The 18750-nt window shown below is 63.3% G+C and carries 14 protein-coding genes; 11 read left to right on the top strand and 3 right to left on the bottom strand.

Annotated elements, in window-relative coordinates:
• The first annotated feature begins 25 nt into the window (after window positions 1-25).
• The 8 genes from XH89_RS30490 to XH89_RS30455 all read left to right on the top strand — a co-directional run bounded on the left by XH89_RS30490 (window position 26) and on the right by XH89_RS30455 (window position 9581).
• Window positions 26-289 (top strand): sulfurtransferase TusA family protein, encoded by a 264-nt coding sequence (locus XH89_RS30490; protein WP_194464043.1) that lies wholly within the window; start codon window positions 26-28, stop codon window positions 287-289.
• A gap of 317 nt (window positions 290-606) precedes the next feature.
• A complete protein-coding gene (locus XH89_RS30485) occupies window positions 607-2262 on the top strand; it encodes an OFA family MFS transporter (protein WP_194464042.1) in 1656 nt (551 codons plus the stop codon).
• 89 nt (window positions 2263-2351) lie between these two features.
• Entirely contained in the window at window positions 2352-2630 is a 279-nt protein-coding gene (locus tag XH89_RS30480) for a hypothetical protein (RefSeq protein ID WP_194464041.1), read from the top strand.
• A gap of 236 nt (window positions 2631-2866) precedes the next feature.
• Window positions 2867-4576 carry an NADH-ubiquinone oxidoreductase-F iron-sulfur binding region domain-containing protein gene (locus XH89_RS30475; RefSeq protein WP_194464040.1) on the top strand — a complete coding sequence of 570 codons (1710 nt, stop codon included), beginning with the start codon at window positions 2867-2869 and terminating at the stop codon, window positions 4574-4576.
• Window positions 4573-7341: a formate dehydrogenase subunit alpha gene (gene fdhF / locus XH89_RS30470; RefSeq protein WP_194464039.1), complete on the top strand. Its 2769-nt coding sequence runs from the start codon at window positions 4573-4575 to the stop codon at window positions 7339-7341. Before XH89_RS30475 ends, fdhF begins: the two co-directional genes overlap by 4 nt.
• 170 nt (window positions 7342-7511) lie before the next feature.
• Window positions 7512-7985 (top strand): Cys-tRNA(Pro) deacylase, encoded by a 474-nt coding sequence (gene ybaK / locus XH89_RS30465; protein ID WP_194464038.1) that lies wholly within the window; start codon window positions 7512-7514, stop codon window positions 7983-7985.
• Between the two features lie 125 nt (window positions 7986-8110).
• Window positions 8111-8989 (top strand): NAD(P)-dependent oxidoreductase, encoded by an 879-nt coding sequence (locus tag XH89_RS30460; protein WP_194464037.1) that lies wholly within the window; start codon window positions 8111-8113, stop codon window positions 8987-8989.
• A gap of 67 nt (window positions 8990-9056) precedes the next feature.
• Window positions 9057-9581 (top strand): hypothetical protein, encoded by a 525-nt coding sequence (locus tag XH89_RS30455; RefSeq protein WP_194464036.1) that lies wholly within the window; start codon window positions 9057-9059, stop codon window positions 9579-9581.
• A 37-nt stretch (window positions 9582-9618) separates the two neighbouring features.
• On the opposite strand, the gene XH89_RS30450 is transcribed toward XH89_RS30455, so the two are convergent.
• Window positions 9619-10314 (bottom strand): GntR family transcriptional regulator, encoded by a 696-nt coding sequence (locus tag XH89_RS30450; RefSeq protein ID WP_194464035.1) that lies wholly within the window; start codon window positions 10312-10314, stop codon window positions 9619-9621.
• A 157-nt stretch (window positions 10315-10471) separates the two neighbouring features.
• Here XH89_RS30450 and tcuA point away from each other — a divergent pair, with 157 nt between their 5' ends.
• From tcuA to XH89_RS30435, 3 genes are all read left to right on the top strand, one after another.
• The gene (gene tcuA / locus XH89_RS30445) at window positions 10472-11863 is read left to right on the top strand and encodes an FAD-dependent tricarballylate dehydrogenase TcuA (RefSeq protein ID WP_194464034.1); all 1392 of its coding nucleotides are present in this window, start codon (window positions 10472-10474) and stop codon (window positions 11861-11863) included.
• The gene (tcuB, locus tag XH89_RS30440; RefSeq protein ID WP_194464033.1) at window positions 11850-12950 is read left to right on the top strand and encodes a tricarballylate utilization 4Fe-4S protein TcuB; all 1101 of its coding nucleotides are present in this window, start codon (window positions 11850-11852) and stop codon (window positions 12948-12950) included. The genes tcuA and tcuB overlap by 14 nt, the downstream gene beginning before the upstream one ends.
• A gap of 209 nt (window positions 12951-13159) precedes the next feature.
• Window positions 13160-13906 carry a hypothetical protein gene (locus XH89_RS30435; protein WP_194464032.1) on the top strand — a complete coding sequence of 249 codons (747 nt, stop codon included), beginning with the start codon at window positions 13160-13162 and terminating at the stop codon, window positions 13904-13906.
• A 168-nt stretch (window positions 13907-14074) separates the two neighbouring features.
• Here the strand turns inward: XH89_RS30435 and XH89_RS30430 are convergent, their stop codons facing one another.
• Both XH89_RS30430 and XH89_RS30425 read right to left on the bottom strand, forming a co-directional pair.
• Window positions 14075-14764: a triacylglycerol lipase gene (locus tag XH89_RS30430; protein ID WP_194464031.1), complete on the bottom strand. Its 690-nt coding sequence runs from the start codon at window positions 14762-14764 to the stop codon at window positions 14075-14077.
• A 5-nt stretch (window positions 14765-14769) separates the two neighbouring features.
• Window positions 14770-18174: an acyl-[ACP]--phospholipid O-acyltransferase gene (locus tag XH89_RS30425; protein ID WP_194464030.1), complete on the bottom strand. Its 3405-nt coding sequence runs from the start codon at window positions 18172-18174 to the stop codon at window positions 14770-14772.
• Window positions 18175-18750 lie beyond the last annotated feature (576 nt).

The following is an 18750-nucleotide window of genomic DNA, read 5'->3' as shown; positions in this document are numbered from 1 at the left end:
CTATTCCTCCCGCCATGTTGCGTTGATGACCCGAACGACGCTCGATCTCACTGGGCTGAAATGCCCGCTACCAGCCCTGAAAACACGCAAGGCGTTGAAACCATTGCAGCCGGGCGATCAGCTCGAAGTCCACTGCACCGATCCTTTGTCGGTGATTGACATTCCAAACCTGATCCGCGAGACCGGCGACACGGTGGAGATCACCGAGCGCAATGACGCGCGCATCGTGTTCTTGATAGAAAAAGCGAATGGTTCGATAGATGGCGCCAATGCTGCGCTGCGTTCTTGAGCGCGTTACCGCGCGGATACCGACCATTTAACTATCGACATCGATCACGGCTTCTGTCCCAATTGACTTTGTCCGCGCGGGCGCGGAGGTTGAGTCTCGTCTGCTATACGCGGATCAGCGGGCCACACACGAAGCCTGGATGTCGTGGCGGGCATAGAGTCCCGATCGAGGGGTTAACTTTTCAGACACGCGTGACGATCCTGACGCGTGTCGGATGATTGTGCGGAGCAGCGGGGACAATTGGCTGCACTGCAACGGCTGAGGAACAGGATGGTTAGGGCAGGCTGCTCAGAAGGGTGGCGGCAGGGGAGGAATGCATGACGACAATCGAAGGCACTGGAAGCATTTCGGGTGCTGGCGCCGGAATTCTCGATCGTGAGCACACGATCGCCAAGCCCGGCTTCAATCGCTGGCTGGTACCCCCGGCGGCGCTCTGCATCCATTTGTGCATCGGCATGGCCTATGGCTTCTCGGTGTTCTGGCTGCCGTTGTCGCGCGCGATCGGAATCACGCAGAGCAAGGCATGCCCGGACATGTCGCTGTTCCAGGAACTCTTCACCACGACCTGTGACTGGAAGGTCGCGAGCCTCGGGTGGATGTTCACGCTGTTCTTCGTCCTGCTCGGCGTCTCTGCCGCGATCTGGGGCGGCTGGCTTGAGCGTGTGGGCCCGCGCAAGGCGGGCGTCGTCGCCGCGCTGTGCTGGGGCGGCGGTCTTCTGATCGGCGCTTTCGGTGTGTATGTGCACCAGCTCTGGATCATGTGGCTGGGCTGCGGCGTGATTGGCGGCGTCGGTCTCGGCCTGGGTTACATCTCTCCGGTGTCGACGCTCATCAAATGGTTTCCCGATCGCCGCGGCATGGCGACCGGCATGGCCATCATGGGCTTCGGCGGCGGCGCTATGATTGGTGCGCCGCTGGCAAACCTGTTGATCAATTACTTCAAGACGCCGACCTCGGTGGGCGTCTGGGAAACCTTCGTCGTCATGGGCGTCATCTATTTCGTCTTCATGACGATCGGCGCATTCGCCTATCGCGTCATACCGGTGGGCTGGCAGCCCGAGGGCTGGACGCCGCCGAGCGAAAAGAAGTCAATGATCACCGAGCATCACGTGCATCTCAACAATGCGCACAAGACGCCGCAATTCTGGCTGATCTGGTGGGTGCTCTGCTTGAACGTCTCGGCAGGCATCGGCGTGATCGGCATGGCCTCGCCGATGCTTCAGGAAATCTTTGCCGGCAAGCTGATCGGTCAACCCGCATTGGCTTTCGGCCAGCTCTCGGTTGAGCAAAAGACGGTCATCGCAGGCATTGCCGCGGGCTTCGCCGGACTGCTGTCGCTGTTCAATATCGGCGGCCGGTTCTTCTGGGCGTCGTTGTCGGATCACATCGGCCGCAAGAACACCTACTATACGTTCTTCCTGCTCGGCATCGTGCTGTACGCGCTCGCGCCCACTTTCGCGGCGATGGGCTCGAAGCTGCTCTTCGTGCTTGGCTTCGGCATCATCCTGTCGATGTATGGCGGCGGCTTCGCGACGGTGCCGGCCTATCTTGCGGACATGTTCGGAACCCAGTTCGTCGGCGCCATCCATGGCCGGCTGCTGACGGCCTGGTCGACCGCGGGCATTATCGGTCCTGTCGTGGTCAACTATATCCGCGAGTTCCAACTCGCCGCCGGTGTGCCGCGTGACCAGCTCTACAACACGACGATGTACATCCTCTGCGCCATGCTGATCGCGGGCTTGATTTGCAATTATCTGATCAAGCCCGTCGATCCCAAGTGGAACATGAGCCAGGAAGAGGTTGCCCGCTTGCAGGCGGCCAGCGCGAAGAGCGAAGCGTCAATCCAGCACGGTTCGTTCGGCATCGGCAGGGGCGGCTTGGATGCCAAGGCGGCGCTGTTCTGGGCTTTCGTTGGCGTTCCCCTGGCCTGGGGCGTCTGGAAGACGCTGGAGAGCGCGGTCAAGATTTTCTGATCGTCAACCCAAAAGGCCGCGGGAGGCTGAAGGTCGGCTCCCGCGGCACTCGCCTGCCAATCATCGAGAATGGGACCTAGGGGGATTTCATGCTTCGCACCCGTATCTGCCTTGCCGCCATGTTGCTGGCAGCAAGCCTCCACACTGCATCGGCACAGACTGCAACGACTCCCGCGGCCCCTGCGGCGACGACCGACGCCAAGCCGCCGGGCAAGATCAAGCTCACCATGCAGAAGCTGAAAGAGATGAAGGCCAAGTGGTCCGCCAACAAGCCGAAGCTGAAGGCGTGCCGCGCCGAGGTGAAGGCCAAAGGGCTGATCGGCGACGATCGCTGGTTCTATATCCAGGATTGCATGGAGAAGACCTGACGAGGTTCCGCCGTCAACGCGCTAAGGGGGCGTGGCAGGGCGGCTGCCCGCCCCCTAAATGATTATAGATACGTTCTAAATTCACTTGGCGTCTGGTATACCAGAAGCTAGAGTCGCCTGGAATGAGACCTGATCTGAGGGACGGTTCCCGAGTGTCGGGTCTGGAAATAATGGCGGATCGCGATGGTCATCCCGCCCCGAGATCATCGCGCTTTTGAGGAGAACGCGACGTTTCCATGAGCAGCAACGACGACGTTCACAAGGTCAGGGAATTCGAGCATCCGGGCGAGGGGCGCCGGCGCGCCAAGGCCACGCCCAAGGGCAGGCAGGTCGATCCGACCGCCCTAAATCAGATCGAGCAATTGCTCGGCGATCGCCCACGGCGGCGCGATCTCCTGATCGAATATCTGCATCTGATCCAGGACAAATATCACCAGATCTCGGCTGCGCATCTTGCGGCCCTTGCTGACGAGATGAAGCTCGCTTTCGCCGAAGTGTTCGAGACTGCGACCTTCTACGCGCATTTCGACGTGGTGAAGGAAGGCGAGCCTGACATCGCTCCGCTGACGATCCGCGTTTGCGATTCGCTCACCTGCGCCATGCTCGGCGGCGAGAAGCTGCTCGCGGATTTGCAAGAAGCCTCGGGTCCGGGCATCCGCGTCGTGCGCGCGCCCTGCGTCGGTCGCTGCGACACCGCGCCTGCCGCTGAAGTCGGGCACAACTTCGTCGATCACGCGACGGTCGCCAACGTCTTGGCAGCTGCAAAGGCCGGCGACATCCACGCGCATCTGCCCAAATATATCGACTACGACGCCTATGTCGCCGGTGGCGGCTACAAGCTGCTCGGCCGCTTGCGCTCTGGCGAGATGTCGACGGACGATCTCCTGAAGGCACTCGATGACGCCTCGCTGCGCGGTCTCGGCGGCGCCGGTTTCCCGACGGGACGCAAATGGCGCGCGGTGTTAGGAGAGCCCGGCCCACGGCTGATGGCGATCAACGGCGACGAGGGCGAGCCAGGCACGTTCAAGGACCGCTATTATCTCGAAACCGATCCGCATCGCTTTATCGAGGGCATGCTGATCGGCGCGCATGTGGTGCAGGCCTCGGACGTCTACATTTATCTACGCGACGAATATCCCGCCTCGCGCGAGATCCTCGAGCGCGAGATCGCAAAACTTCCCGCAGGTGGTCCGACGCTGCACATGCGCCGCGGCGCGGGCGCTTACATCTGCGGCGAGGAGTCCTCGCTACTGGAAAGCATCGAGGGCAAGCGCGGTCTGCCCCGGCACAAGCCGCCTTATCCGTTCCAGGTCGGCCTGTTCGGCCTGCCGACGCTGATCAACAATATCGAGACGCTGTGGTGGGTGCGCGACATCGTCGAGAAGGGCGCTGACTGGTGGAAGGGCCATGGCCGCCATGAGCGTCACGGCCTGCGCAGCTTCTCGGTTTCGGGCCGCGTCAAGAACCCCGGCATGAAGCTGGCGCCATCAGGCATTACCGTGCGCGAACTGATGGACGAATATTGCGGCGGCATGGCCGACGGCCATCAGTTCTACGCGTATCTGCCGGGCGGCGCGTCCGGCGGCATCCTGCCGGCGTCGATGGACGACATCCCGCTCGATTTCGGCACGCTGGAGAAATACGGTTGCTTCATCGGCTCGGCGGCGATCGTGATCCTGTCGCAAAAGGACAGCGTGCGTGGGGCTGCGCTGAACCTGATGAAGTTCTTCGAGGACGAAAGCTGCGGCCAGTGCACGCCGTGCCGCGTCGGAACCCAGAAGGCGGCACAGCTGATGCAGAAGCCGGTATGGAACCGCGCATTGCTGGAAGAATTGAGCCAGGCGATGCGCGATGCCTCGATCTGCGGGCTCGGACAGGCGGCATCGAATCCGCTGTCCTCCGTGATCAAATATTTCCCTGACGAGTTCAAGGAAGCGGCCGAATGACGAAGATTACGTTCGAGCTCGATGGCAAGCAGGTCGAAGCCAAGCCCGGCGAGACGATCTGGCAGGTTGCCAAACGCCAAGGCCGCGACATCCCGCACCTGTGCTATTCGCCCGCGCCCGACTATCGCCCGGACGGCAATTGCCGCGCCTGCATGGTCGAGATCGAGGGCGAGCGCGTGCTCGCCGCCTCCTGCAAGCGCACGCCGTCGGTCGGCATGAAGGTGAAGACCGAATCCGCGCGCGCGACTGCTGCGCAGAAGATGGTGATGGAGCTCTTGGTCGCCGACCAGCCGGCGCGCGAGACCAGCCACGATCCGGATTCGAAGTTCTGGCACTGGGCCGAGACCACCGGCGTCACCGAGAGCCGTTTCCCTGCCGCCGAGCGCTGGGAGACCGACGCCAGCCATCCGGCAATGCGTGTCAATCTCGATGCCTGCATCCAGTGCGGCCTCTGCGTGCGCGCTTGCCGCGAGGTCCAGGTCAACGACGTCATCGGCATGGCTTATCGTAATCACGATTCCAAAATCGTGTTCGACTTCGACGATCCCATGGGCGAGTCGACGTGCGTCGCCTGCGGCGAATGCGTGCAGGCCTGCCCGACCGGCGCCTTGATGCCGGCCGTGATGCTCGACGACAAGCAGACCCGCGTCACCTATGCCGACAAGAAGGTGGACTCGCTCTGCCCGTTCTGCGGCGTCGGCTGCCAGGTGACCTATGAGGTCAAGGACGAGAAGGTGATCTACGCCGAGGGCCGCGACGGCCCCGCCAATCACAATCGTCTCTGCGTCAAGGGCCGCTTCGGTTTCGATTACGTCCACCATCCGCATCGCCTGACCAAACCGCTGGTGCGGCTGCCGAACGCGAAGAAGGATGCCAACGACCAGGTCGATCCCGCCAATCCCTTCACGCATTTCCGCGAGGCGAGCTGGGACGAAGCGCTCGACATCGCCGCCAAGGGCCTCGTCAAGATCCGCGATGAAAAGGGCGTCAAGGCGCTGGCCGGTTTCGGTTCGGCCAAGGGCTCGAATGAGGAGGCCTATCTGTTCCAGAAGCTGGTGCGCACCGGTTTTGGCTCGAACAATGTCGATCACTGCACCCGGCTATGCCACGCCTCGTCGGTTGCGGCGCTGTTCGAAGGGCTGAGCTCGGGCGCCGTGTCGGCGCCGTTCTCCGCCGCGATGGATGCGGAAGTGATCTGGGTGATCGGCGCTAATCCGACGGTCAACCATCCGGTCGCTGCGACCTTCATCAAAAACGCGGTCAAGCAGAACGGTGCCAAGCTGTTCGTGATGGATCCGCGCCGGCAGTCGCTGTCGCGTCATGCGACCAAGCATCTGCAGTTCAAGCCGGGCTCGGACGTTGCCATGCTGAACGCGATGATCAACACGATCATCACCGAAGGCCTGACCGACGATCAGTACATCGCCGGTTACACCGAGGGGTTCGAGGACCTCAAGGAGAAGATCAAGGAATTCACGCCGGAGAAGATGGAGGCGATCTGCGGCATCCCGGCGCAGACGCTGCGCGAGGTGGCGCGAACCTACGCGCGTGCCAAGTCCTCGATCATCTTCTGGGGCATGGGCATCAGCCAGCACGTTCACGGCACCGACAACGCGCGCTGCCTGATCGCGCTGGCGCTGATCACCGGCCAGGTCGGCCGTCCCGGCACCGGCCTGCATCCGCTGCGCGGCCAGAACAACGTGCAGGGCGCATCCGACGCCGGCCTGATCCCGATGTTCCTGCCGGACTATCAGCCGGTCGGCCGCGACGATCTGCGCGGCAGTTTCGAAAAGCTCTGGCAGCAGGATCTCGATCCCGTCCGCGGCCTGACCGTGGTCGAGATCATGAACGCGATCCACGCCGGCGAGATCAAGGGCATGTATATCGAGGGCGAGAACCCCGCGATGTCCGACCCTGACTTGCAGCATGCGCGCCAGGCGCTCGCGATGCTCGATCACATGGTGGTGCAGGATCTCTTCGTCACCGAGACCGCGTTCCACGCCGACGTCATCCTGCCGGCCTCGGCCTTTGCCGAGAAGGACGGCTCCTTCACCAACACCGATCGCCGCGTGCAGCTGGCGCGCCAGGTCATCAAGCCGCCGGGCGATGCGCGGCAGGATCTCTGGATCATCCAGGAGATCGGCAAGCGCATGGGCCTGCCGTGGAATTATTCCGGCCCGGGCGAGGTCTACACCGAGATGGCGGAGTTGATGCCCTCGCTGAAGAACATCAGCTGGGAGCGGCTGGTGCGCGAAGGCGCCGTCACCTATCCGGCCGATGATCCGAACAAGCCCGGCAACGAGATCATCTTCACCACGGGCTTCCCGACTGCGAGCGGCCGCGGCAAGATCGTGCCGGCCAAGGTCGTTCCGCCGGACGAACTGCCGGACGATGAATACCCGATGGTGCTATCGACCGGCCGCGTGCTGGAGCACTGGCACACCGGCTCGATGACCCGCCGGGCCCAGGTGCTCGACCAGATCGAGCCGGAGGCGGTTGCGTTCATGTCGCCAAAGGACATGCGCAAGAAGCAGCTCGTGCCCGGCGATTTCATCCGCCTGGAGACCCGCCGCGGTGCGGTCGAGGTCAAGGTGCGGTCGGATCGCGACGTACCGGAGAACATGGTGTTCATGCCGTTCTGCTACGCGGAGGCGGCCGCGAACCTGCTGACCAACCCGGCGCTCGATCCATTCGGCAAGATCCCGGAGTTCAAGTTCTGCGCGGCGCGCGCAGAACGGGCGGAGATGCGGGACGCAGCGGAGTAGCAATCCGCGCAAAACAACCCCATGCACAGTAGAAATGGGGTTGAAAAGCGCGAGTAACTTTCGGTATTTCCGAAAATTGCTTGTGGCGTCGGGCAAAACACCTGTATAAGGGCATGATCATCAATAGCGCCCGGCTTCGCCGCCCGCGCTGATGGTGGTAAACATGACGCATGTCGAAAGTCACCCCGGCCACCCGCGCACTCTCCGCCGCTGGCGTTGCCTTCACCGTCCATTCTTACGACTACGATCCTGACGCCGAGAGCATCGGGCTGCAGGCGGCGGCTGCGCTCGGCGAAGATCCCGCGCGCGTGCTGAAGACGCTGATGGCGCTGGTGGACGGCAAGCCGGTCTGCGTGATCGTTCCGTCCGATCAGGAAGTCTCGATGAAGAAGCTCGCCGCCGCAGCGCGCGGAAAGTCGGCGCAGATGATGAAGCCGCCCGAGGCCGAGCGCGTCACCGGCTATAAGGTCGGCGGCATCAGCCCGTTCGGGCAGCGCAAGCAGGTCACCACCGTGATCGAGCAGAGCGCACTCGCGCATGAGCTGGTCTATCTCAACGGCGGCCAGCGCGGCCTGCAGGTGCGGATGAAACCGACTGATGTGCGGGATGTCGTGAAGGCGATCGCAGCGGACGTACTCGCCTGAAGTGATCGCCACACCGGCGTGGGCCGCAAGGCTGGTCTACGCAGCGTCGCTGGCTGTCGACGCTCCCGACGGCTATTGCTTGCCCAAACACAACAGCGACGCGTGACGTCGGGGAGGGCGCCTGCATGACTGACGCAATCGGGTTCATCGGTCTCGGTGTCATGGGCGAGCCCATCTGCCGGAATTTGCTGCGCAAGAGCGGGCGCAAGCTGTTGGTCTTCGACCTCGCCGCGGAGCCGCTCGCGCGGATCGTGGCGGATGGCGCAAGCGCGGCAAAATCGGTGGCTGATGTTGTCGCCGGTAGCGACGTCACCTTCCTCTGTCTGCCCAGCGCGAAGCACGTGCTGTCCGCCTTCGAGGGCGGCATTCTGCCGGCGGTCCGGCGTGGCCGGACGATCGTCGATCTCGGGACCTCCGAGGTCAGCATGACGCGCGAATTTGCGCGCCAACTCGCCGAGAAGGGCGCGCTCTGGATCGACGCCCCCATCGCGCGCACGCGTCAGGCCGCGCAGGACGGCACGCTCAGCGTGATGGTCGGCGCAACGTCCGAGCAGTTTTCGCAAGTCGAGCCGCTGATCCGGCATTTCGCCACCGACGTCACCCTGTGCGGCGGCACCGGCGCCGGCCAGATCACAAAAATCCTCAACAACATGGTGCTGTTCGAGACGGTGAATGCGCTGGCGGAGGCCGTCGCGGTCGCGAGGCGCAGCGGCGTCGAGCCAAAGCTGTTGTTGGAGACCCTGTCGAAAGGTTCGGCCGACAGCTTTGCGCTACGTAACCATGGCATGAAAGCCATCGTTCCGAACGAGTTTCCATTGCGCGCCTTCTCGACCGAATATGCGCTGAAGGATCTGAACTACGCGCTCGAACTCGGCAGCCAGACCGGCGTCAACATGCGCGGAGCCGCGCTGATTCGTACGATCTTCGAGGAGGCGATTGAAGGCGGCATGGGCGATGCGTATTTCCCGGTTATCGCGAGGCTGATCGACCGGAAGACAGTTTGACGCAAAAATTGAATCTTGAGAAAATATCTACCTTTGAGAAAGGCCTATTTGTCTTCCGGAGAGCAAAATGAATCACTTGATGAGTTCGCTTCAGAACGGGATCAACGACCGCCAACGAGAACTGAGGCAATTGGTTACGTTGCTGGGCGCGCATGCATTTCGTCTGCAACGAATATCGAACTACCTTCGAGTGATAACGATTCTCTTGTCCGCGATAACAACTGCCAAAGGTGTTGCTGACAAAGTCTATGGAGCCGACTTCACTCCGGCCCTGTTGATCTTTACGGCGCTTGGCATCGTAACGACCGCCGCCATTGGCATTGAAGCAGCGTTCAAATTCGAAAAGCGGGCTGCCGACCTGAACATGCTGTCTGCGACCACGCAAACAACGGTAATCACCGTCGACAGTGAGTGGCGAAAGAATATCGGCTCAATCGGTGACTCGGATCTTCGCAAAGCAGCGAGGGACCTCATTACAATGCAAGACGCAAAACTGACGGAAATTCACCAGAAGGCGGCGCTGGCCGGAATCAATCTTACCTTGGAAATCAGAGAACTCGAAGACCCTCAGGACATACCGTATTCTGCGTAGAGCACGTTCGTACATCATTGTGTACCGCAGACAACCTTCACTGCTTCTGCAACAGTTTCAGCCGGCAGCGCAGCGCCTCGCGGATGTGGCCGCGCGCGAGCTGCTCGGCCTTGTCGCCGTCGCGCGTCGCGATCGCCTCGATGATGGCCTGGTGTTCATCGTGGCTGGTCGCGGGGCGGCCTGCTACGGTGAAGGTGGTCGGGCCGAGCAGGGCGATCCAGTCCTGCAATTCCCGCGAAGCGTTGTCGAGATAGCGGTTGCGCGCGGCGCGGCAGATCGCCTCGTGAAAAGCGCGGTTGAGCCGCGCCCTATCTCGAGCCATCTCGGCGGCATCGGTCTCGGACGCCTCGACAAAAGCTTGCTCGATATCCCTGAGTGCGTCGACCTCGGGCGCCGAGGCGTGCTCGGCGGCGAGACGCGCGGCGGCACCTTCCATGATTTCCCGCATCGCATAGAGCTCGAGCACCTCTGAGATGTCGAGGTTGCGCACGACCAGCCCACGGCCGCCAGCGGGCTCGACGAAGCCGCGCGCCGCGAGCCGGCCCAGCGCCTCGCGCACCGGCGTGCGACTGACCTTCAGCCGCTGCGCCACTTCCTCCTCGCGCAGCCGATCGCCGGCACGGTAGCTGCCGGCCTGCAGCGCCTCGCACAGCGAGCGGAACACGGCTTCGCCCAGCGCCACGCCGTCCCCGCGCGCAATCGATCCGCCTGTCTTTGTCGGACGCCTCGCCATGGTCCCTCGAAGCGCAGGCCGCATCCTGCCCATGCAGAGATGCCGCTTGCGCCGGTATTGTATATCTTTGTATACAAAAGTACGCAATGCCGGCCGCGGTTGACCGGGGCCGCAGGCGGGCAGAATGTCTCCAACTTCGTCGCATCGGGCAGACGGCATGAGCAGCAAATACGACGTGCTGGTGATCGGCGGCGGCAACGCGGCGCTGTGCGCGGCCATCTCGGCGCGGCGTGGCGGCGCCTCGGTGCTGGTCCTCGAAGGCGCGCCAAAGTTCTATCGCGGTGGCAACACCCGCCACACCCGCAACATGCGTTGCGCCCACGACACCGCGACCGAGATCCTCACCGGCCCCTACACCGAGGAGGAATTCTGGGAGGATTTGTTGCGGGTGACCGGCGGGAAGACAGACGAGGTGCTTGCGCGGCATATGATCCGGGAGTCCAAGGACATCCTCAACTGGATCGTGGAGCAGGGCGTGCGCTGGCAGCCCTCGCTCGGCGGTACATTGAGCCTTGGCCGTACCAACTCGTTCTTCCTCGGCGGTGGTCGCGCGATGCTGAACGCGCTTTATCTCACGGCCGAAGAACTTGGCGTCGACGTCGAATACGATGCCGAGGTCACCGACCTCGTGATCGAGGACGGCATGTTCCTCGGCGCGCGCCTGAAGCGGCCGATCAAGGGCGAGACCGAGATCCGCGCGACCGCGCTGGTGGCCGCGGCCGGCGGGTTCGAGGCCAACATCGAATGGCTCAAGCAATATTGGGGCGAGGCGGCCGACAATTTCCTGATCCGCGGCACGCCTTATAATCGCGGCTCGATCCTGAAGATGCTGCTCGACAAGGGCGTGCAGGAGGTCGGCGATCCCACCCAGTGCCACGCGGTCGCGATCGACGCCCGCGCGCCGAAGTTCGACGGCGGCATCATCACGCGTCATGACTCTGTCGTGTTCGGCATCGTCGTCAACAAGCACGCCCAGCGCTTCTACGACGAGGGCGAGGACATCTGGCCGAAGCGCTATGCGATCTGGGGCCGGCTGGTCGCGGCGCAGCCCGACCAGATCGCCTACATCATCTTCGATTCAACCGTGGTCACGAGCTTTATGCCGACCCTGTTCCCGCCGATTGCCGGGCAGACGGTCGCCGAGCTTGCGGGCAAGCTGGAGCTTGATCCGGCTGCGCTGGAAAAGACCATCACCGAGTTCAACGCCGCCGTGCGGCCTGGCACGTTCGACCACACGATCCTGGATGATTGCGTGACCGAAGGCATCACGCCGCCCAAGACCCACTGGGCGCGCAAGATCGAGACGCCGCCTTATCTCGCCTATCCGGTGCGGCCAGGCATCACCTTCACCTATCTCGGCACGCGGGTGAACAAGGAAGCGCGGGTGCTGATGGCCGACGGCAAGCCGTCCGCCAACATGTTCGCCGCCGGCGAGATCATGGCCGGCAACGTGCTGGGCAAGGGATATGCGGCCGGCATGGGCATGACCATCGGCAGCGTGTTCGGGCGGATCGCAGGACGGGAAGCGGCGAAACATGCACGGAACTAGGATTCTCGACGAAGCCGACCGTCTGATGACGGTCTGCAATTCCTGCCGTTATTGCGAGGGTCTTTGTGCGGTATTTCCCGCCATGGAGATGCGGCGCGCCTTCTCCGACGGCGACCTCAACTATCTCGCCAATCTCTGCCATTCCTGCGGCGCCTGCTACGTCGACTGCCAGTTCTCGCCGCCGCACGAATTCGATGTCAACGTCCCGAAGACGCTGGCGGTCGCACGCGCGGAATCCTATGCAGCCTATGCCTGGCCGCAGGCCCTGTCTGGTGCGTTCGCGCGCAACGGGCTTGTCATCAGCATCATCGCCGCGCTCAGCATGGCGGCCTTCATTCTCGGCTTCGTGGCGCTCAACGACCGTAGCGTGCTGTTCGGCGTGCATACTGGGCCGGGCGCCTTCTATAGACTGATGCCGCATAACGCGATGGCCGCTTTGTTCAGTGCCGCGTTCCTCTTCGCAATCTTCGCGCTGGCCATGAGCGTGCGCGCGTTCTGGCGCGACATCGGCCCGCCGATCGGTGGTCGCGCCGACGGCGGCTCGATCTTTCAGGCGATCCGTGACGCGGGCGAGTTGCGCTATCTCCATGGCGGCGGCGTCGGCTGCTACAACGAGGACGACAAGCCGACTGACCGGCGCAAGCTTTTCCATCACCTGACGTTCTACGGCTTCCTGCTGTGCTTCGCCGCGACGTCGGTGGCGACGCTCTATCACTATCTGCTCGGCCGCGAGGCGCCGTACCCGTGGTGGGATCTGCCGGTCGTGCTCGGCACGCTCGGCGGCATCGGCCTCATCGTCGGCCCCATCGGCCTGTTCATGGCCAAGATGCGGCGCGATCGGGCGCTGCTCGACGAGAACAGCTATGGCATGGATGTCGGCTTCATCGCGATGCTGTTCCTCACCGGGCTCACCGGCATGCTGCTTCTCATCCTGCGTGAGACTGCGGCCATGGGGCCGCTACTCGCACTGCATCTCGGCGCGGTGTTCGCGCTGTTCATCACCATGCCCTATGGCAAGTTCGTGCACGGCATCTACCGCTTCGTGGCGCTGGTGCGTTATGCGCAGGAGCGGCGAACAGCGGCTTAGCGGTTACGGCAGACTTGGCCGAGTACTCGTAAACCCGCATACGTCAGGTTTCGGAGGCAAAGCGGAAATCTTGCGCTCGTTCTGAGCTTTACCGGTTGTGACCCGAAGCGGTCACTAGTTCCGGCGCTCTTCTCGACATGGTCAATACCCTTCGTTAACAGTTGGCAATGCAATGTAGCCTCAACTAGAGGTTACAGAGTCGTATGTCCATGACGCGGGTGCGCCGTCGCATAGACCTGGCGCTTATTGCGATGGTCGCGTGGGCGGTGCCAACTGGCATCTGGAGCTGCTCCGCCCGCGCGGACTATCTCCACTTCTCCTCGCTCGACATGACTCCGATCCGGATCAGTCTGGTGCACGAGGTTATCGGGAAGGCGAATTTTCCCGAACTCGTGGTGCCGCGAGCCTACATTTACTACGTCAGTGGTTTTCTACCTGGCCAGGGACCTTTGCCCTCGCAACTCAGCTCGAAAGATGTCTGGCTGATGTTCGTTGACGGCACAGGTGAAGCCTGGACAGTCGCAGTGGCGGAGCGAGCGCGGCGAGATGGTATCGACTCCACCACGGCCCGTCATCGCATGCGCGCCGAAGAGACGACGGTCCAGATCGGCCCCAGCAGCGTTCCGACTTCAGCCTATGCGGATGCTATGCGTGCCGACGTGACACGGTCCGCGCCGCATCGCCAAGACGACAGCTTTGAAGGATTGGCGCATTACCGGGGCGTCTCCAGCTTTTCCTACTATGCCGGTGGATCCGACGACGAGTTTTTCTCAGCGCGCTGTCCCGGCCCGCCGCTAAACCCGGTCTTTCAGTGCAACTATTCGATGTCAATCACCGAAGGCGTCGTGGCGCGGGTCAGTTTTGTCGATTTCCGGCTCTTTGGCGGCCGCGCCTATGCCAATCGACGCCTGCGCTTCGTTCGTGAAGTGGTCTGCCGTTATCTCACCCGCTGCTGATCCCCATCTTTGGAGAGCGACCTTGGCCACCACGCTAACGCTGGCCGGCCGCGCAGACCACGTGATCGAAAAAGCGAGTTCCGCTTGTGGCCCATCTCGGCCCAACGGCAATGTCCGCTTTTTCGTTGCTGTCAGGAACATAGCGGACATCACATCGAAAACGCGTGATCAGAGCCGCCTCGATTCATGATTGCACGCCCTAAAGCAGCCTTCGCGCAGGAAAGCGATCGTCCGCTCGATCGCGACGCTGTTGCGCGGCAGTCCCGTATGGGACGCCTTCACGACGACATGGTCGGCCATGCCCGCCAACATCGCGCTCTGGACTGAGACCCGGCCATCATTCGGCTTCGGTAGAACGAAGAGGCCGGCGACGGGATCGATGAAGCGGTTTCCTGCAATCACCCCGACAGGGTAGTCCACATCGGGCAGGGCGTTCGGTCGCCTCGCTGTCGTAAGCTCGAGCCCGGCCGGGCCGTAGAAGGCGCGGTAGAGCCGAGACCCGCTCAGGAGATCGGCAACCTCGCTGCCGCCGTTCGGCGTGCCCAGCATCACCACGCCGCCAAGGCGGCCCGGCCGGTATTTCGCGAGATAGGCGCGCGTCACGAGACCGCCCATCGAGTGCGCGACGAAGTGGAGCGGAGCCTCGCGTTCGGCAAAGCGGGCGATCGCCGGGTGGATATCGTCGACCAGCGCTGCGATCGGCTTGCTGCGGCTCGCATAGTCGAGGTTGAGCGTTGCGAATCCGGCTGTCTGGAGTGACCGCTCGAGCCTCATCAGCGATGAGGAGCCGCGCGCGATGCCATGAAGCAGAACCACTCCAGCACACCGCGCGCTGCGCATGTCAGGCGCCTCGTGCATCCCTGCTACGCAACCTCGCGCTCCGGCGAGGACGCTTGCTCGCGAGCCATCGTCGTTGCCGTGACATAGTCGGTTTTGCCGGTGCCGAGCAGCGGCACCTTGTCGACGATCATGATCGTCGCGGGCACTGTCAGCTCGGAGGCGCCGATCGCCTTGGCCTGGGCCTGCATTGCGCTGCGCTCGGCATTCTTCTCCGTCGTCAGCAGCACGATGCGTTCGCCCTTGCGCTGGTCGGGGATCGACACGGCGACTGAGGCAGCCTGCGGCCACAGCGTGGTCGCGAGGCTCTCGACCGCTGACAGCGAGACCATTTCGCCCGCGATCTTGGCAAAGCGCTTGGCGCGGCCCTTGATGGTGATGAAGCCGGCCGCATCGATCGCGACGATGTCGCCAGTGTCGTGCCAGCCCTCGGGGAGCACTTCGAGCACGCCCGGGTTTTCAGCCCTGAGATATCCGAGCATCACGTTTGGTCCGCGCACCGACAGGCGTCCGCCCTCGTCGATACCGGGCACCGGGTCGAGGCGGCTTTCCATCAGCGGCGACAGGCGGCCGACGGTGCCGGGACGGTTAGCCATCGGCGTGTTCATCGCCAGCACCGGCGCCGTTTCGGTGACGCCATAGCCTTCGAGAATGCGGATGCCGTAGCGCTCCATGAACACCTGGCGCGTCCGGTCCTTGACGGCCTCGGCGCCGGCGATGACGAGGCGCAGGGTGCGGAAGTCGTAGGCATGTGCCGAGCGCGCATAGCCTGACAGGAACGTGTCGGTACCGAACAGGATCGTGGCGCCGGTCTGGTAGATCAGCTCGGGCACGATGCGGTAGTGCAGCGGCGAGGGGTACATGTAGATCGGAATGCCCGCGAGAACAGGCATCATCATGCCGCCTGTGAGCCCGAACGAGTGGAACACCGGCAGCACGTTGAACACCTTGTCATTGGCGTTGGCATCGACCCGCGCCAGCGCCTGCGCCGCGTTGGCGAGGATGTTGCGGTGGGACAGCACCACGCCCTTGGGCGTGCCTTCCGAGCCCGACGTGAACAGCACGACGGCCGGATCGTTGGCCTGGCGGGCGACCCGCGGAGCGGTGCCTGCGAGCAGGCCCTTGATCTTGTCGACTGTTCCGATCGAGGCACGGATATCCTCGAGATAGACAACGTTGGCCTCGTCGCAGATCGCGGCCATCAGCTTGTCCAGCTTGCCTTTCTCGATAAAGGCCTTCGATGTCAGCACGGTCTTGACCTGCGCCGCCTTCATGGCGGCGAGGACGTTGACCGGACCGGCGGAGAAGTTGAGCATCGCAGGGACGCGGCCGATGCTCTGCAGCGCCATGAAGACGACCGCGACGCCCGCCGAGTTCGGCAGCAGCACGCCGACATTCTCGCCGGCCGAGGTGCCGGCCTCCAACTTGCGGCTCAAAACCTGCGCGCCGAGGATCAGCTTGCGATAGGTCAGCTTGGTGCCCAGCGCGTCCTCGATGATGACCTTGCCGGTGTCGCGGTCGCGATAGGCATGTCCGAGCGCCTCGAACAGCGAGTGATCGAGCATGGCGTTCTTCACCAGGGCGTCGATCATCACGTCCTGAAGTGCTGCGCCGGCAGCGTTGCGGCGCGCCTTGCCCTTCAGTTGCTCATCGACCGGCAGCTTGACCGGCGGCAGGATCGTCACCGTCACCCGGGGGAACCACGAGCGCTTGATCTGGCTGGAGTTGAGGTAGCTGAGGTGCGAGCGTTGCGCGCCCTCGATGCGAACCGGCACGACCACGGCGTCGGCCTTGTCGGCGATCATCGCGGTGCCGTCATAGACCTTCATCAGCGAGCCGGAGACAGTGATGCGTCCCTCCGGGAAGATCACGACCGGCTCGCCGGCGGCGACGAGCTTGATCAGGTCGCGCGCGGCCAGCGGCTTGGTCGGGTCCATGGTGTAGTGCTTGACCACGCGCAGGAACGGCTTGGCCCACCAGGCCTTCGAGATGCCAGTATCGACCGCGAAGCTCGCGTCGATCGGCAGCACGGCGTGCAGCAGAGGGCCGTCGATCAGGCTGACATGATTGGGGGCGATCAGCATCCGCGTGCCGGGAGGCGGCAGGTTTTCCAGGCCGCGTATTTCGGTGCGGAACAGCGCGCGGAACAAGAGGCCGCCGAAATCGCGGACGCCTTCCTTGCCCCATTTGGTCAGCACGAACCACACCGCGCCAAAGCTGGCGATGCCGAGGCCGAAGAATATCCAGCCGACATGCAATCCGCCCGCCTGCAGCAACGCGACGAACAGCGAGCCCACCACCATGAAGGCGGCCTGCAACACGTTGCCGGCGGCGATGATGCGGGCGCGCTCGTTCGGGACCGACCAGGCCTGCACGGCAGCGAAGGAAGGAACGACGAACAGGCCGCCGCCGAACGCGAAGGCGACGAAGTCGGCCAGCATGCGCAAGCCCGCGAACGAGGTCGCGAAGTCGACCGCTGCGATGTCCTGGCCCTTGGTGGTCACAGCGATGGCCCAGGCGAGGTCAAGGCCGGCACAGCCCATGATGATGGCGCCGATCGGCACCAAGGCGAGGTTCGGCCGAACATGGCTCAGGCTGGCCGCGAACAGCGAGCCGATGGCAATGCCGATCGCGAAGGTCGCAAGGCACAGCGTCACCACGCCTTCGGTGCCACCGACCACGTCCTTGACCAGCGCCGGCAGCAGCGACAGCACGATGGCGCCGACCAGCCAGAACCAGGAGACGATGACGGTGCCGTCCCACAGCCGATGGTCAGCATGCAGCGTCTTGAGCAGGCTCAGCGTCGAGGTCCAGGGATTGGCATCGACGGGCAGATCGGGCGCCGAGGGCGTCGTCTGCGGAATGCGGGAGGCGAAGGCCCAGGACAGCAGAGCCAGCACAACCACGGCCGATGCGACCCAGGCCATATGAGCGGAGCCGGCCACGAACTGACCGCCGGCGACGGTGCCGAGCAGGATCGCCATGAAGGTCGCGCCTTCGACCAGCGCATTGCCGGTCGCGAGCTCGCCGAGCTCGAGCTGGTCCGGCAGCATGGAATATTTCACGGGGCCGAACAGCGCGGCGATGATGCCGAACAGTGCGAGCGATGTGAACAGCAGCGGCACCGAGTGCATGAAGAAGCCGGCGGCGGCAAAGCCTGCCGCGAAGATCTCGGCGAATTTCAATCGTCGTGCGACGACCGATTTGACATATTTGTCGGCGAGCTGGCCGCCGAGCCCGGACAGGATGAAATAGGGGAAGATGAAGACGGCGCCTGCCACCGTCACAAGCGCATCACCGTGGCCTGTCGCTGCGCTGTAAAGCAGGATGATGACGAGCGCGTTCTTGAGCACGTTGTCGTTGAGCGCCGAGAAGAATTGCGCCCAGAACAGCGGGGCGAAACGGCGTGACGACATCAAATCCCTGATCATGACTAGTCCTGATTTGGAGAGGCAGCCTGAGGAAATTACGTTGCTGGTCGAACGTCACGACCGGAAGAGGGTGGGAGGAGCGATTGCAGGGCGACTTTGGTCGTCAGCCTGCCGGGTCCCCCGGTTCCTCCGATCCTGTTGGTCTTCAAGTGGTCCCGTTAGGTTCGCAAATATCCGGTCGCGGGCGCAGGTGGGCGGAAATGCCGCGCTGATCGCCGTATCGCGCCAACGGATAGGAAACGTTGAACCGCATCGTCGATATCGGGCGAATCGGCCGCGAATGTCCGGACATAGTAAGTCCTTTGTTGCATCGAGCCCTCGCATTCGAACGGACTCGCATGCGCGCAAACCTCCGCTCAAGTGAGGTCAGCAAGATGGCGAAACGGATTGAAACGGCCGAGCAGGCCGAAGCGGCGGCTCTCGAAGCGAGCACGAGCGCGGCTGGCCCGCCACATCCGGAAGGTCGCACGGCGTTCAGCCAGTACGCCGGCAATGTCGCAGGCATTCGCGATGCGATCGATCGGGGCCATGGCGAACCGCAGCAGGGCGCGGCCGAATCCGGTGACGAGGGCTACG

The organism is Bradyrhizobium sp. CCBAU 53340, assembly GCF_015291645.1.
GTDB lineage: Bacteria > Pseudomonadota > Alphaproteobacteria > Rhizobiales > Xanthobacteraceae > Bradyrhizobium.
This window is presented reverse-complemented; position numbering and strand designations above follow the sequence as displayed.